Raw genomic sequence first — 16,029 nt, forward strand, 5'->3', positions numbered from 1 at the left:
CACAATGAACGCTTATGGACGTCAACTTTTCACGGCTTTGCGATTTTTGCTGTGCACCACCTTGTTGTTGGGGCTGGCTTACCCCGCGCTGGTCTTTGGGCTGGGCCAGCTCGTAGCCCCGGCTCAGGCCAACGGCTCCATCATCACCTCCGGCGGGCAGGCTGCAGGGTCCTCGCTGTTGGCCCAGCCGGTGACCGGCACTGCCTACTTCTTCCCGCGGCCCTCTGCTGTGGGCTGGGACCCGGCGACGTCCTCGGCCAGCAATCTGGGACCCAACCAGACCGCGCTGGTGGAGGCGATGGCCACCAACCGTGCAGAGGTAGCGGTACGGGAGAAGACAGCCATGGGTGCCGTGCCCATTGACGCGGTCACGGCCAGTGGCTCGGGGCTGGACCCGGATATTTCTCCGGCGTACGCAGCCCTGCAGGTGCCGCGTGTGGCCGCCGCCAATGGGCTCAGCGAAGCAGCCGTGCGGGAGCTGATTGCGGCGAACAGCAGCACGCGGATCAGCGCTTTTCTGGGCCAGTCGTCGGTGAACACCACCACCTTGAACGCAGCCCTGACGGCTGTGCAGAAAACAGCCAAAGGCCTGCGAGAATAAACTATGACGCGCGGCATATTGCGAATCTTCCTCGGTGCGGCTCCCGGGGTGGGCAAAACCTACTCCATGCTGGATGAAGGTCATGCCCAGGCCGCGGCAGGTGTTGACGTGGTGGCGGGCATTGTCCTGGACCATGGCCGGGAACAAACACGCGCGCAACTGGCCGGACTCGAGGTCCTGCCAGCCCGGACCATCAACTACCGAGGCACCGATTTTGCGGAGCTGGACGTCGCTGCCGTGTTGGCGCGGCGTCCGGCCCTGGCCCTGGTGGATGAATATGCCCACTCCAACATTCCCGGGGCAGGCAACGGCAAGCGTTGGCAGGATGTGGAAGAGCTCCTGGCCGCCGGCATCGACGTGTACTCCACTGTCAACGTCCAGCACCTGGCCTCGCTCGGGGACGTGGTGGAAACCATCACCGGCGTCCGCCAACAAGAAACTGTGCCGGATGACGTGGTCCGCAGGGCCGATCAGATAGAACTGGTGGACATCCCACCGGAACTGTTGCGCCAGCGGCTCAGCACCGGCCATGTGTATGCCGCCGACAAAGTGGATGCCGCGCTGGCCAACTACTTCAGGCTGGGGAACCTCACGGCCTTGCGCGAACTGGCGTTGCTGTGGCTCGCCGACAGGGTTGAAGAGGGGGTCGCTGCCTATAGGGAAAGCCACGGCATTGCGACCAGCTGGCCCACCCGCGAACGTGTTGTCGTTGGGCTTCCGGGCGGACCAGTTGGCGAAGTACTGTTGCGCCGTGCCGCCCGAATCCTGAGCAGGGTCAGTGGCGGGGAACTCCTCGCCGTGCACGTGCCCCGGGCCGACGGCGTGGCCGGGGACGCGCCGTCGGCCCTTGAAGGGCAGCGCCAGCTGGTCACGGACCTGGGCGGAACATACCACTTTGTGGGCGGGGCGGACCCTGCTGCGGCGCTGCTGGATTTTGCCAAGAACGTGGGCGCCACCCAAATAGTCATCGGTTCCTCACGCCGCAAACCACGCCTGGGTTTTCTCTTTGGCCCCGGCGTGGGTGCCCGGGTTGTCCGGGACGCTGGGGACATTGATGTGCATATGGTCCCGCACCCTTTGAATGGTTCGGGGCGGGCTGTGCGCACCCGTGGCGAGCTGAACAAGACCCGCGTCCTTGTGGGGTTCGTGCTGGCCGTGGCGCTGCCGATCTTAGTGCAGCTGTGCACGGGGCAGCTAAGCCTGCAAACCATCATGGTGGTCCAACTGGCGGCAACCATTGCCGTTGCCCTAGTCGGGGGACTCTGGCCGGCCGTGCTGGCCGCCGTGTGGGGGATCCTGATACTGAACTTTTATTCCGCACCACCGGTGGGAACGCTGCGCATCAAAGACCCCGAGAGCCTGCTGACACTCCTGGTGTTTCTGCTCGTGGCCGTGGCTGTTGCGCTCGCCGTCGATCAGTCTGCGCGGCGCTCCCGGGAAGCCATCAGGGCCGGGGCCGAGGCCGCCATCTTAAGTGAACTGGCCCGTGGAATCCTTGCCTCCAAGGACACCGTGCAGGTCTTGCTGGAACAAGTAAGGGAGCACTTCTCCATGCGCTCGGTGACCCTTTTTCGCAGTACCCACCCCGGCGCCCCGGCCGGGGTCCACGAGGGCAACGGCTGGAACCTGGAGGCCTCCGTGGGTGATGAGCCACCGCTTGTCCCAGAGCAGGCCGACACCCTTGAAGAAGTGTCCGAGTACTGGATGTTGGGCCTCTCCGGGCGGATCCTGCCTGCCAGTGACAGGCGGCTACTGAGTGCTTTTGGTGCACATTTGCTGGCCCTGGAACAACGCGAGGCGCTCAGTGTCACTCAACGTGAGAACCTGCAGTTGAGCCAAGACAACAACATCCGGACCTCTGTTTTGCGGGCCGTGTCCCATGATCTGCGCACGCCTCTTGCCGGCATTAAGTTGGCCGTGAGCAGCCTGCGCCAGAGCGAGGTGACCTTTAGCCCCGAGGATGAAGCCGAGCTATTGGGCACCATTGAGCACTATTCGGACAGGATGGATGCGCTGGTGGGCAACCTTTTGGACATGTCCCGCCTGAGCGCCCAAATGGTCAGGCCCATAGTGGGGCCAGTGGCCTGGCAAGAGGTGCTTCCTGCCGCCTTGCACGGGGTCCCTTCGGATCGGGTGCGCCGGGAACTGCCACCCAACATGCCTGCGATCGACGCCGACCCTGGCCTGCTGGAGCGGGTCATTGCCAACATTGTGGAGAACGCCGTGAAGTACGCACCGGATTCGGAAATCTTGGTGGTGGGCTCCATCGGCGGCAGCGGCAGTGCCACCATCAACGGCCACCCCGCCAGCGAGTTGCGCGTTGTGGATCATGGCAAGGGTGTTCCGGCGGCCGAGGTCATGGCCATGTTCAGGCCTTTTCAGAGGCTCGACGACGTCTCTTACGGTCCGCAGGGCGGCACAGGTGTGGGTTTGGGGTTAGCTGTTGCCAAGGGATTTACCGAAATTATGGGCGGCGTGCTGGAAGCGGCACAAACTCCTGGTGGAGGCTTGACCATGATCATTCGCATGCCGCTTTCCACCGGGATCATGAGAGAACTTTGAGGACTTTGCCATGACAACAGTTTTAGTGGTTGATGACGAGCCCCAGATTTTGCGGGCCCTGCAAATCAACTTGCACGCCCACGGCTACACGGTGGTGCCGGCCCCGAACGGGACCACGGCATTGGCTGCCGCCCAAACCCAGGCGATTGACGTCGTCGTGCTTGATCTGGGGCTGCCGGACATGGACGGTCTGGAGGTCATCGCGGGGCTGCGCGGCTGGACCGAGGTGCCCATCATCGTGCTCTCCGCCCGGCACGGATCCCACGACAAGGTGGAGGCGCTGGACGCAGGAGCCGACGACTACGTGACAAAGCCGTTCGGCTTGGATGAGCTGCTGGCCAGGTTGCGGGCGGCGACGCGGCGTTCCGGTGCACAGACCGAAGAGCCGCGGGTGGAGACGGCTGAATTTACCGTGGATCTGGCCAATAAACAGGTGTTTCGGCACGGTGAACCGGTGCGGATGACGCCCACCGAGTGGAGCGTTTTGGAACTTTTGGTCCGCAATCCTGGCCGTCTCATCAGCCAGCAGCAGATCCTCACCGAGGTGTGGGGGCCAGCCTATGCGAAGGAAACGCACTATTTGCGCGTCTATATGGCCCAGCTCCGACGGAAACTTGAGCGCGATCCCGCAGCACCGGTTCACCTTTTGACCGAGGCGGGCATGGGATACCGCTTTGCTCCATAGGACGGCATTTTAGGTCTGCACTGTGGGCCGCAGCGTAGCGAGTGGGCCCGGAGAATTAGTGGCAGAATTGCAGGGCGCCATTGGCCCGGTTCGCCAGCACTGAGCGACCCCAATGGCCCACTTACTTTTAGCTAACTTTCCAAGGAAAACTGCATGAAATCTGCCCCGCCCGTCGGCAAGGCACGCACCATCGCCCTCATCTCCTTGTTCATGGCCTCGTTCATGGAACTCCTTGATGCCACCATCGTCAACGTCGCACTGCCGGACATCGAGCGTGCTCTGGGCGCTGCGAATGCCGAACTGCAGTGGATGGTGGCTTCCTACACCTTGGCTTTGGCCATTGGCTTGATCACCGGTTCCCGTTTGGGCGACATTTACGGGCGCAAAAAGATCTTCATCATCGGTCTTGTTGCCTTCACTGTGGCCTCAGTGCTGTGTGGAGCGGCCATGAACCCGGAAATGCTCATTGCCTCCCGTGCCCTCCAGGGCTTCGCCTCGGCGGCCATGATTCCGCAGGTGCTCTCCAGCCTGCAGGTTATGTACAAGCCGTCCGAGCGGGCCGGGGCCATGGCAGGGTTCTCCGCACTTGCCGGCGTTGCCGCCGTCTCCGGACCCATCCTGGGTGCCGTGCTAACAGATGCCGATATCTTCGGCTGGGGCTGGCGCACCATCTTCTTCGTCAACATCCCCGTTGGAATCTTCGCCGTCATCTGCGCCATCAAATTCGTTCCAGAGTCCAAGGCGCCGGTGCGGCACAAACTTGACCTGTCCGGCGTCGTTATTCTGGCGGTGGGCATGATGGCGATTCTCTATCCGCTGACCATGGGACGCGAGGAAGGGTGGCCGCTGTGGACCTACCTCTCCATGGTGTTTGGTGTGCTGGTGCTGGCGGGATTTGTGCTGCTGCAGCGCCGCGAGGAAAAGCGTGGCGGCGAGCCGCTGGTAGCTGTTTCGCTGTTCAAGAGCCGCCCGTTTGCCGCCGGTATTGTGATGATGTTCTTGTTCTTCATCCCCATGAACGGCTTCTTCTTGATCCAGACCCTGTTCCTGCAGGTGGGTCTGGAATATCCCATCCTGAAGGCCGGGCTGACCATGATCCCGTTCTCCATCATGGTGCCGATCCTGGCTGGCATCTCCGCTGCAATTCTGGCCAAGAAAATTGGTCGTGTGGTGCTGCAGCTGGGGCCGCTGGTCATCGCCGTCGGATTCATCGTGCTGATCTTCACTGTTCAGTCCGTGGGCGGCACCGTCACTCCCTGGCACCTGCTGGCTGGTCTGGCGCTCAGTGGCGCCGGCTTCGGTATGGTCGTGGCACCCGTGGGTATCTTCGTGCTCTCGGAAGTTCCAACCAAGTTCGCCGGCAGCGCCTCAGGCCTGTTTAACACCACCAGCCAACTCGCCGGTGCCCTGGGTGTTGCCATCATCGGCACCATTTACTTCAACTCGCTCGAAGCCAGCACCGGCACCAGCCAGTCGGCAGTGTTCATCGACGGCTTCACGTTTACCATGTGGATCATGGCCGCAGGCATGGTGCTCGCGTCCTTGGCGGCGTCGTTCCTGCCACGCTGGGCCAACGATTCAGATGTTTCCGGGCCCGTGGACTTGGTTGACGCCTGAGCAACACTCCGCCTGAGTAGCACCCCGCTTGAGCAGGACCCCGCTTGACCTGCAGTGTTGGTGCACCCCGCTGCGTCGCTTATGCGCCGAACCCGTCCCGGGTTTGGCGCATAAGCGTTTATGCGTCCGATCCAGCCTGGGTTTGGCGCATAAAGCAGTGGCACAGCGTTTATGCGTCCGATCCAGCCTGGGTTTGGCGCATAAAGCTGTGGCTCAGCGTTTATGCGACAGACTCAGCCTGGGTTCGGCGCATAGAGCAGTGGCACAGATGCCGGCGAGTGGAACGGCTGGGGTTAGGCAGACCCCGCTTGTCATAGTGTTTAACCATGACTGACGCAGCGCCACAGGCTGGCACCATTCTTGCCATTTGCCGGGTCCACCAATTGATCACCACCAAGACCGGCTTCGGGGTGACGGCCATTGACAAGCGTGCCGTTGACGGACCCGTCAGCCTGCGCAAGTACGGCGTGTTCGGTGATGTGCAGGCGGACACCGAAAACCATGGCGGTCCGGATCAGGCCATTTACGCCTATTCGCAAGAGGACGCCGACTATTGGTCTGCCGAACTTGGCCGGCCCATCACCCCTGGCTTGTTTGGCGAAAACCTGCGCACCCAGGGCATCGAAACCACCCACGCCGTGATCGGTACGCGGTGGCGCATCGGCAAAGCGCTGCTTGAGGTCACCTCGCCACGGGTTCCGTGCGCCACCTTCGGGGAGCGGATGGGCGAGCCGCAGTGGGTCAAGCGTTTCACTGCAGCCGGGCGCGTGGGTGCTTATCTGCGCGTGTTGGAACACGGCAAGGCTAGTGCGGGAGACGCCGTCGTAGTTGAGCATGTGCCCCATCACGGCATCACTGTGGGCAAATTCTTCAGCGACGCCACGGCCCAGGATGTGCATACCTTGCAAGACCTGCACGACGCCGGAGAGCTCACCTTGGGGGCGCATTACTGGCCCTATTTCCGCCGAATCCTCGCGGCGGGCAACGAGTGCTGAGAGTTAGCAAGGGTGGGTTCAAACGTGCCCGGCGCAGCCTGTGTGCCGAACCTCACGGGGCAGTATCGACTTTCCCTATAGTGCAGCGGTACTGTATGCCCTACAATTTAAATATCCCCCACTCCGGTATCTCCTTTTATTTTCTGCCCAATTTTTGAGGCAGGAGCCTGAAGTGTTTGGGGCCCGCATCGTTTTAGCGGGCAAGTAGCGTTCATAGGGGATTGCCGGCAAAGAAACGCCATGCAGTGTTGAGAAACTTCAACACTGACAGCCGCACCAATGGTGCGCACATGGCGCGAGATCCTGCCCGGGATGCCGAGAAGCGGCTGGATTTCCTCACCGCGGCGACACCCGCCGCCTGGCCCTATGAATGAGGACATTTTGACTGTGCCCGAAAACTTGACTGAAAATTCCCCCGCTGTGGAGGAAGAAAACGAAGTTACTTTCGCCGATATGGGTATTGACGGCCGCGTGCTGGCTGCCCTGAACGACGTTGGCTACGAGAAGCCCTCACCCATCCAGGCTGCAACGATTCCGTTGCTCCTTGAAGGCCGTGACGTTGTTGGTTTGGCTCAGACCGGTACCGGTAAGACGGCAGCATTCGCCGTTCCCGCCCTGTCTCGTATGGCTGAACTGATGGACCTCAACGGTCCCACCAAGAACACCCAGATCTTGGTCCTCGCTCCGACCCGCGAGCTCGCGCTCCAGGTTGCTGAAGCATTCACGTCCTACGCCAAGCACATGGACAACTTCTCCGTTCTCCCCGTCTACGGTGGATCCGCTTACGGCCCCCAGCTGGCCGGTTTGCGCCGCGGTGCACAGGTTGTTGTCGGTACCCCCGGCCGTGTAATCGACCACCTCTCCAAGGGCTCGTTGGACCTCTCCAACCTGCAGTACCTGGTTTTGGATGAAGCCGATGAGATGCTCCGCATGGGCTTCGCCGAAGACGTTGAGCAGATCCTGGCCCAGACGCCGGCCGAGAAGCAGGTTGCACTGTTCTCCGCCACCATGCCTAGCCAGATCCGCCGCATCTCCAAGCAGTACCTGAACAACCCGGCCGAGGTGACGGTCAAGTCCAAGACCACCACCGGTGCCAACACCCGCCAGCGCTACCTGCAGGTCATGGGCCCGCACAAGCTCGATGCGCTGACCCGCGTACTTGAGGTTGAGAAGTTCGAAGGCGTTATCGCGTTCGTTCGCACCAAGATGGCAACCGAAGACTTGGCTGACAAGCTCAAGGCACGTGGCTTCCAGGCTGCAGCCATCAACGGTGACATCCCGCAGCAGCAGCGCGAGCGCACCGTTGAGGCCCTGCGCGACGGCAAGATCGACATCCTGGTTGCTACCGACGTTGCGGCCCGTGGCCTTGACGTTGAGCGCATCACCCACGTCATCAACTACGACATCCCGCATGACACCGAGTCCTACGTGCACCGCATTGGCCGTACAGGCCGCGCCGGCCGCTCGGGTGACGCGATCTTGTTCATGACTCCTCGTGAGAAGTACTTGCTCCGCGCCATCGAGAAGGCCACGCGCCAGCCGGTGGAGCAGATGCACCTGCCTTCCGCAGAGACCATCAACTCGCTGCGCTTGGGCAAGTTCGCTGAGAAGATCACCGAAACCCTTGCGACCAAGGATGTTGCCAAGTTCCGCGACTTGATTGCTTCCTACGAGCAGGAGCACGACGTTCCCGCTTCGGAAATCGCTGCAGCCTTGGCTGTTATGGCACAGGGCGGCCAGCCGTTGCTCGTCAACGACCTGCCGGCAGCTCCGGAATACCAGAAGAAGGACCGTGCCAAGGACGGCTTCGGCTCACGTGGCCCGACCCGCACCTTGACCGAAGGCAACGCCACCTACCGCATCTCGGTAGGCCGTCGCCAGCGCGTCATGCCCGGCTCCATTGTTGGTGCCATTGCCAACGAAGGTGGCCTGTCCTCCTCGCAGATCGGCGGCATCGACATCCGCTCAGACCACACCCTGGTCGAGTTGCCTGCAGAGCTGAGCAAGGATCAGTGGAAGGCCTTGAGCCGTACGCGGATCAGCGGCGAGCTCATCAACCTCGAGCTGGACAACGGCCGCCGCCCCGCAGGTGCAGGTGCCGGTGCAGGTGCAGGCGCCCCGTACAAGGCCCGTGAAGAGCGTAATGACCGCGGCCAGGGCGGCTTCAAGAAGAAGTTCGACGGCGACCGTGGCGGCTACCGTGGCGGTAACGACCGCGGTGCTGACCGCAACGCCGACCGTGGCGCTGACCGCGGCTTCAGCAGCGATCGCGGCCAGGGTCACACCGGTCACGGAGCCGGCGACCGCCGTCCCCGCCACGAAGGTGGCCAGAGCTTCAACAGCAAGGGCAAGTGGTAAATACCACGCCCTAAGGCACTAATGAGGCCGGTCACCATTGCGGTGACCGGCCTCATTTTTATGCTCATTTTGTGCTCTTTCTGATTTCTTTTTACCAATAAAGTTTCCATGTGACGCAACTCATGGAGATTCAATGTAGAGGCCAAAATACCTTGAGTTCTAGGGTTTTTCTGCACCAATAGAGCGTTTCATTACGAGTGAAAAGTCCCTATTTGGACCAAGATAGGCATGCTGGGACTAGGCCGATTTCGCATCCGCCGAAAGCGCTGGTAGAGTATTTCTTCGTTGCCCCCCTAGCTCAGTGGTAGAGCGCGTTCTTGGTAAGAACGAGGTCACCGGATCGATTCCGGTGGGGGGCCCGGAAATGAGTAGGCTCGTGTCAAGACGGTTTTGACCGGTGCGGCACGGGCCATTCTCATTTATGGCGGCATAGCTCAGTTGGTTAGAGCGCACGACTCATAATCGTGAGGTCCCGAGATCGAGTCTCGGTGCCGCTACCCAAGAGAAACCCGCAGTTCCCAGCCCGCAAGGGCAGAGGAGCTGCGGGTTTTTTCTTGCCTGGACTCGCCGCTAATTGCCCTTAAGCGCCTTCAGCTGCCGTCCGGATCCGTGGCGTAGGCTGGCCCAACAAGCTACCCAACGAGAAGGAGTCGCAAGTGAACAAGGTCTTGATTATTGGTGGGCACGGAAAGATCGCGCTCTTGCTGGCACCGCTGCTGACGGCGGCGGGCACCCAAGTCACCTCGGTGATCCGCAACGCAGCCCACATTGACGATGTGGCGGCTACAGGGGCTACCCCCGTGGTGCACGACGTCGTTTCCTCCTCGGTTGCCGAGCTCGCCGATCTCTTCGCTGGCCAGGACGCCATCGTCTGGTCTGCTGGGGCCGGGGGAGGGGCCCCCGAGCGCACCTATGCCGTGGATCGTGATGGTGCCATTGCGTCCATGGAAGCCGCCGTGGCCGCAGGTGTGGAGCGCTATGTCATGGTCTCCTATCTTGGTGCCAGCACAGACCATGGTGTGCCGCCTGAGAACAGCTTCTTCGCTTATGCCGAAGCTAAGGCAGCCGCGGACGCACACTTGCGCCAGACCGGGGCGCTTGCGTGGACCATTCTTGCCCCGGGAGCCCTGACGCTGGAGCCTGCCACGGGGTTAATTGACCCCAGGCCGGCAGCGGAGCGCGATGCGGCCGAACCCACAAAGACATCCCGAGCCAATGTTGCTCTCGTCGCTGCCGCCACACTGGCGCACCCGGAAACCATCATGCATACCATTGAGTTCAGCGACGGAACCATGTCCATTGAGGATGCGCTGACAACGTAAAATTGAGCGAGTGGAACAGCTCGTATTAATTATCGGACTCTTATTCGCCACCGTACTTGCCGTCGGTTTGGGGGATAAACTCCGGCTGCCCTATCCGGTGTTGATGCTGATCATGGCTGGGGCGCTGACGTTCATTCCAGGCTTCCCTGATTTGCGGATCGATCCTGAGCTGATTCTGCCCATCTTCTTGCCGCCGCTGCTGTTTGCCACGGCGCAGAAGAGCTCATGGTCAGTCTTTAGAGTCCGATGGCGCACCATCATCATGCTGGCCGTGGCACTCGTGGTGGTCTCCACCGCTATGGTGGCCGGAGCCGCGTGGTTATTGATCCCCGGGATCGGCATTCCGGCGGCCATCGCTCTGGGGGCCATGGCCGCTCCTCCGGACCCGGTAGCCGTGGAATCGGTGGCCAGCCGGGTCCACATGCCCCGACGCTTGATCACCGTGCTGCAAAGCGAAGGGCTGTTCAACGACGCTGCCGCCATTGTGATCTTCCAGGCGGCAGTGGCTGCCGCCGTCGACGGTGAACCGTTCGGATTCGGCGTGGTGGGCAAGTTCCTCTTGGGCGCCGCCCTCGCCATCATCGTGGGTATGTTCATGGGCTGGGTGACAGGGCTGATCACCAAACTGATCACGTCCCCCGTGGCCCGAAGCGCTGTCACCCTAGTGGTTCCTTTTGCCGCCTACATCCTGGCCGAGGAACTCCACGCTTCCGGTGTCATTGCCGTGGTGGTGACCGCCTTGGAAATGAAACGTCACGCCCGTGCCGAGGATGCTACCGAACGGATCACCCGTGCCGCCTTCTGGGACGTTGTGGAACTCTTGGTGACAGGTTTGGCCTTCGGCTTGGTGGGGCTGGAAGTTCGCGAAGTCATCCGTGTGGAGGGCTCGGCCATTTGGGGCATGCTGCCCATGGCCATCGGCATCAGCATTCTGGTGATTGTGGTGCGCGTGCTGTGGTTTGGCATGATGGCGATGCTGTCCAAGAAGCGCGACGGCGATTTACCACCCACTGGCATCAAGGATGTCATCATCTTGAGCTGGTGCGGCATGCGCGGGCTGGCCACCTTGGCTCTGGCCCTGGCGCTTCCCACCGTGCTGCCCACAGGAGAGGCGTTTCCCGGTCGCCACGAGATCATCGTGGCAGCCTGCGCGGTCCTACTGACCACTCTGGTGCTGCCGGGCCTGACACTGCCATGGCTCATGCGGGTGCTGAAGGCAACGGACGACGGCGTGGAGGAACGTGAGGCGGCCAAGCTCATGGCGCTGCGTGCTCAGGACGCTGCTGTGGCGGCGCTGCGGGACAACGACATCATCAAGAACCTGCCGCCGGAAAAGACGGCGCTCGTCAAGGCGCGAATGCAGCGTCTGCAGGCCGAGCTTTTGGACGGCAGCCTCAAGAACGAAGGCCAGGCCGAGCGCCGCCGTCGCGGCCGTGAATTGGCCATCGCCGTACAGACAATTGCCCTGGATGCTGCCCGTGCCGAAATCTTGATGGCCCGCAACGAACCTGACACTGATCCTGAAGTCGCGGATCGGGTGCTGCGCCAACTGGATCTGCGCACCATGATCATGCCGGACTAGTCCCCACGCCCTCCCCAACGACAGCCGCTGGCGCGTCTGCCGCCGGGGCCCCTCGGGCGCGTGGGCCCAAGTGCGGGGGCCCAACGTGTCTTGGCCCCTCGGGCGCGTGGGCCCAATGAACTGGACCCTCCCCAGTGACAGCCGCTGGTGCGTCTGCCGCTGGGGCCCATCTTGAACTGGTCCCTCCCCAACGGCAGGTGTCAGGCTGACTGCGCCTGTTCAGCCAGCTGCACCTCCGGCCGGGTCAGGCCGTAGTGCTCCCGCAACGTCTGCCCGCTGTACTCGGTGCGGAACAAGCCTCGCTCCTGTAAGAGCGGGACCACCTTGTCCACAAAGTCGTCCAGCCCAGCCGGGAACGTTGGTGGCATGATGTTGAAACCATCCGCGGCACCAGTGGTGAACCACAACTCAATCTCGTCGGCCACCTGGGCAGGAGTTCCGATGAAGGTGAAGTGACCTCGGGCGCCGGCCAACTTTGCGGTCAAGGCGCGGATGGTCAGCGAGTCCTTCCTGGCCACGTCAACAATCAATTTCTTCCGGCTCTGCGCTCCGTCCGTTCCTGCGGGAAGCTCCGGCAGCTCGCCGTCGAGCGGGTATCCAGATAAATCAAAGTCCAGTTGCTGCGAGAGTTGCTGTACGCCATACTCGGTGTTGGCGAGGGAGTTGAGGAAGTCATATTTCTCCTGGGCTTCCTCCTTCGTGTCGCCGATGTAGGCGCTGATGCCGGGCAGGATCAACAGTTCCTCGGGGAAGCGGCCAAAGGCACCTAAACGGCCTTTCAAATTGGCATAGAATTCCCGGGCAGATTCCACGCTCAAATGGGCTGTGAACACTGCTTCGGCATGCCGGGCGGCGAACTCTTTGCCAGCCTCGCTGGAACCGGCCTGGACCAGCAAGGGATGGCCCTGAACAGGGCGGGGGAGGTTGAGTGGACCCTTGACTTGGAAGTGCTTGCCATGATGGTCGATCGTGTTGATCTTTTCCGCGTCGCTGTAGATGCCGGTCTCCTTGTTGGCTACTACGGCATCGTCGGCCCAGCTGTCCCAGAGGGCCTTGGTCGTTTCAAGGAATTCATGGGCCCTCTCATAGCGCAACGCATGGGCGGGGCGGTCCGTGAGATTGAAGTTCTTCGCTTCGCCCTGCCCGGCTGAGGTGACAATATTCCAGCCGGCTCGGCCGGCACTGATCCGATCCACAGAGGCTAGTGCCCGGGCCAGAGAATACGGTTGGTTGTAGGTGGTCGAGGCAGTAGCGATCAGCCCGATCCGTGCAGTGGCTGTTGCTAACGCCGAGAGCAGTGTCAGAGGCTCGAAGGAGCTATAGGCGTTGTACCGGATGTTGCTCGAGATAGCGAGGCCGTCCGCAAGGAACAAGGAATCGAGCTTGCCGCGCTCGGCCGTCTTGGCGATGTTGATGTAGTGCGCAATATCCTGTTCTGCGGCGGGGTCCACGTCCGGGTGACGCCACGAGGCTTCATGATGGCCTGTGCCGTGGACAAAAGCATTCAGGTGCAGTTCGCGTTTTTGCGTAGCCATGGCTAGTTCACCGGTGCAATCACGGAGTAGGAACGGGAATCGCCCTGCACCGACTGGCTGAGCAGTCCGGCTATGCTCACGGGGATCTCACCGGCAATCGTGACTCGGTTCAGGGTCCGCGGGGCGCCGTCGTAGTTATCAGGGGCGTAATGCTGCGTGATGCGGTTATCAAAGAGCACCAGCTGGTTTGGCTCCCAATTCACGCGCACAATATTCTCCGGACGGATCACATAGGCCTGCAGCAACCGGATGATGTCCTTTGATTCCGTGTTGGACAAACCCACGATCCGCAGCCTCTGGGCAAAGCCGCCAATGAACAGGCCCCGTTCACCGGTCAACGGATGAACCCGGACCACCGGATGGACGGATTCATAGATCTCACGCGTGAATTCGGCCCGGCGCTCGGAGGCATTGGCGTGCTCAAGATTCTTGGGTACCGAGTAGTCGTAATCGTTCGTGTGAACGGCCCACAAGGTATCGGCAAACGCCCTGAGCTCCTCCGGTAGGTCTTGATAGGCCGCCGCCGAGGAAGCAATCAGAGTCTCACCGCCATACGGGGCAGCGTGATGCTGCGCAGGGTGGATGCCTGCGGGGGGTTGTGGACGAACGTGACATCGGTGTGCCAGGTGTTGGCTGAGCCGTTTTCGCTGTCCACGGGAAGGACGTTTGCGGCACCATCTACCGGGGCCACGGTGGGGTGGGCGGTGGTTAGCGGGCCAAAGTAGCTGGCAAAGCGGACCTGGGCCTCATCCGTAGTGATGTTGGCTTCACGGAAAACCAGGGCCTTGTGCTCATTGAGCGCCGAGCGAATCGCGGCGACCTGGGCAGGGCTGAGCGGAGCGCTAAGGTCCAGACCCCGAATTTCGGCGCCAATCCGGCTGCCGAGTTTAGTAAAGGACAGGATTCCTGTTGAAACGGGTGTATCTGTAATGACTGACATGGAAATTTCCTTCGGGTTTGGTGTGCAGGTATGGGTTGTTACGGGTGTTCAAGAGTTGAAGGTGGTGCGCCATCGGGAAAAGTGTCGTTCGGCGCCGACCAGCAGTCCGTTCACCAGCAGGCCCAGCAAGGAGACGGTGAGGATGCCTGCGTACATTTGCGGAATGAGGAAGCTGTTTTGGGCATTCGTGATGAGATATCCCAAACCGGCCTTGGCACCCACCATCTCGGCGGCGATCAGCACCAGAATGGCTGAGGTGCCGGCCATGCGGATCCCAGTGAAAATGGTGGGGACGGCGGACGGCAGAATGACCTTGCGGAAGAGGGCTGGACTGCGCAGCCCCAGCGATCTGGCGGCGCGCACCAGCAGCGGATCTACGGTGCGCACCCCCGCAATGGTGTTCAGGAGCACGGGGAAGAAAGCTGCAAAGGCCACAATGGTGATCTTGGATTCCTCACCGATCCCCAACAGGAGTGTGAAGACTGGTAGCAGCGCCAAGGCCGCGGTGTTGCGGAACAGCTCCAGCAGCGGGTTGAGGAAGGAATGCAGCGGACGGTACCAGGCAATGACCAGCCCCAAGGAAATGCCAAGGACGACGGCGATGCTGAAGCCAGCTCCTGATCGCGTGAGGCTGGCCGCCACGTGGCTTTGCAGGGCTCCTGTGGCGATGAGGTCAGCGCCGGCTATCAGTACTTCGTGCAACGGCGGCAGGAAGACGCGAGTGGAATCGCTGGCTAGGTAACGCGGGCCCAACTCCCAGAAAGCCAGAAAGAGCAGGATTGCCGCCGATTTCCATAGCCAGGAACGGGCAGCGGTGACGGCTTGGCGCCAAGGTCGTGCCGCCGTCGTCCGCGGCTTTTCGGGGAGGCGAGCGGGTGCGACCTCGGTGCGCTGAGTTGTCGGCGGTGTCGGCGTTGCTTGCGTCAGTAGGGCACTCATCAGGCGACGCTCCTTTGCTGGGTAGGTACTTCATCCGGGGCAGTGCCATCGGGGAGGACTTTGCGGTGGCCGGCGTTCTGGGCGGCCTGAACCTCGTCGTGAAGAAGAGACCAGACCTTGTGCCGGTGCTCGATGAAGGTTGTGGTGGAATGGATGTCTTCCTGTTCTGACCGGTCGCCCAAATCAATGTCAACGACCGCCTTGAGCCGGCCGGGCCTGGCGCTTAGGACGGCGACGCGTTGGCCCAGATAGACGGCCTCATCGATCCCGTGGGTGATGAAGATGATGGTCTTACCGGTCTCCCGCCAGATCCGCAGCAGCTCATCCTGAAGCTGTTCGCGAGTCTGGGCATCCAGTGCCGCGAAGGGTTCGTCCATCAAGAGAATGTCCGGCTCGTAGGCGAGACTTCGGGCGATCGCGACGCGCTGTTTCATGCCGCCGGAAAGCTCATGCGGGTATCGCTCCGCGAAGCCTGTCAGGCCCACCAGTTCAAGGTACTCGTTGGCCTTGGCAGCACGCTGGCGGCGGTTTAGTCCGGTGCCTTCCAAACCAATGGAGACATTCGTTGCCGCCGTTCGCCAGGGGAACAAGGCGTATTGCTGGAAGACCACGGCTCGGTCCTGACCGGGCCCAGTGACCTCCTTGCCGTCCACAAGGACCTGGCCGGAGACCGGGCGGGTCAAACCCGCCAGCAGGTCAAGCAGAGTGGTTTTGCCGGAGCCGCTGGGGCCAACAATCGTCAAGAATTCTCCGGCCCGGACATCGAGGTTGAAGTCGTCGAGGACCACCAGAGAGCTGGTGCCGGGTGGCAGCCGGCCCGTGGTGGGGCCGCTTTTCGTGGCACGGACGGTAAAAGACTGTTGAACGTGACGGAGGCTGATCTTCGCGGTCAT

12 protein-coding genes, 2 tRNA genes and 1 pseudogene are annotated in these 16,029 nt (G+C 61.7%); 11 read left to right on the top strand and 4 right to left on the bottom strand.

Annotated features, from left to right (window positions below; genetic code table 11):
* Positions 1–4 precede the first annotated feature (4 nt).
* The 11 genes from kdpC (at position 5) to AS189_RS04860 (ending at position 11,722) form a co-directional block, all read left to right on the top strand.
* Positions 5–601 carry a potassium-transporting ATPase subunit KdpC gene (kdpC, locus tag AS189_RS04815; protein WP_062286566.1) on the top strand — a complete coding sequence of 199 codons (597 nt, stop codon included), beginning with the start codon at positions 5–7 and terminating at the stop codon, positions 599–601.
* A 3-nt stretch (positions 602–604) separates the two neighbouring features.
* On the top strand, positions 605–3,163 hold the full coding sequence (locus AS189_RS04820) for a DUF4118 domain-containing protein (protein ID WP_062286567.1): 2,559 nt from the start codon (positions 605–607) through the stop codon (positions 3,161–3,163).
* A 10-nt stretch (positions 3,164–3,173) separates the two neighbouring features.
* Positions 3,174–3,848, top strand: a complete 675-nt coding sequence (locus AS189_RS04825; protein ID WP_062286568.1) for a response regulator — start codon at positions 3,174–3,176, stop codon at positions 3,846–3,848.
* 153 nt (positions 3,849–4,001) lie between these two features.
* The gene (locus AS189_RS04830) at positions 4,002–5,465 is read left to right on the top strand and encodes a DHA2 family efflux MFS transporter permease subunit (RefSeq protein ID WP_062286569.1); all 1,464 of its coding nucleotides are present in this window, start codon (positions 4,002–4,004) and stop codon (positions 5,463–5,465) included.
* Between the two features lie 326 nt (positions 5,466–5,791).
* Positions 5,792–6,460, top strand: coding sequence for an MOSC domain-containing protein (locus tag AS189_RS04835; RefSeq protein ID WP_062286570.1), 669 nt, complete (start codon positions 5,792–5,794; stop codon positions 6,458–6,460).
* Positions 6,461–6,705: 245 nt separating this feature from the next.
* The gene (locus tag AS189_RS20970; RefSeq protein ID WP_272946736.1) at positions 6,706–6,834 is read left to right on the top strand and encodes a hypothetical protein; all 129 of its coding nucleotides are present in this window, start codon (positions 6,706–6,708) and stop codon (positions 6,832–6,834) included.
* A complete protein-coding gene (locus AS189_RS04840) occupies positions 6,827–8,818 on the top strand; it encodes a DEAD/DEAH box helicase (RefSeq protein WP_193393509.1) in 1,992 nt (663 codons plus the stop codon). The genes AS189_RS20970 and AS189_RS04840 overlap by 8 nt, the downstream gene beginning before the upstream one ends.
* Positions 8,819–9,105: 287 nt before the next feature.
* Positions 9,106–9,177 (top strand) — tRNA-Thr (locus AS189_RS04845).
* A gap of 64 nt (positions 9,178–9,241) precedes the next feature.
* Positions 9,242–9,315, top strand: a tRNA-Met gene (locus AS189_RS04850).
* A 159-nt stretch (positions 9,316–9,474) separates the two neighbouring features.
* Complete coding sequence (locus tag AS189_RS04855) at positions 9,475–10,140, top strand: NAD(P)H-binding protein (RefSeq protein ID WP_062286571.1); 666 nt, start codon at positions 9,475–9,477, stop codon at positions 10,138–10,140.
* A gap of 10 nt (positions 10,141–10,150) precedes the next feature.
* Entirely contained in the window at positions 10,151–11,722 is a 1,572-nt protein-coding gene (locus AS189_RS04860) for a Na+/H+ antiporter (RefSeq protein ID WP_062286572.1), read from the top strand.
* A gap of 200 nt (positions 11,723–11,922) precedes the next feature.
* Here AS189_RS04860 and AS189_RS04865 read toward each other — a convergent pair whose 3' ends face one another.
* The 4 genes and pseudogenes from AS189_RS04865 to AS189_RS04880 all read right to left on the bottom strand — a co-directional run bounded on the left by AS189_RS04865 (position 11,923) and on the right by AS189_RS04880 (position 16,029).
* Positions 11,923–13,257 carry an LLM class flavin-dependent oxidoreductase gene (locus tag AS189_RS04865; protein WP_062286573.1) on the bottom strand — a complete coding sequence of 445 codons (1,335 nt, stop codon included), beginning with the start codon at positions 13,255–13,257 and terminating at the stop codon, positions 11,923–11,925.
* A gap of 2 nt (positions 13,258–13,259) precedes the next feature.
* Positions 13,260–14,197, bottom strand: a pseudogene (locus tag AS189_RS04870) (TauD/TfdA dioxygenase family protein).
* A gap of 48 nt (positions 14,198–14,245) precedes the next feature.
* The gene (locus AS189_RS04875; RefSeq protein ID WP_062286574.1) at positions 14,246–15,136 is read right to left on the bottom strand and encodes an ABC transporter permease; all 891 of its coding nucleotides are present in this window, start codon (positions 15,134–15,136) and stop codon (positions 14,246–14,248) included.
* A complete protein-coding gene (locus AS189_RS04880) occupies positions 15,136–16,029 on the bottom strand; it encodes an ABC transporter ATP-binding protein (RefSeq protein ID WP_062286575.1) in 894 nt (297 codons plus the stop codon). Before AS189_RS04880 ends, AS189_RS04875 begins: the two co-directional genes overlap by 1 nt.

Source organism: Arthrobacter alpinus, assembly GCF_001445575.1.
Taxonomy (GTDB): domain Bacteria; phylum Actinomycetota; class Actinomycetes; order Actinomycetales; family Micrococcaceae; genus Specibacter; species Specibacter alpinus_C.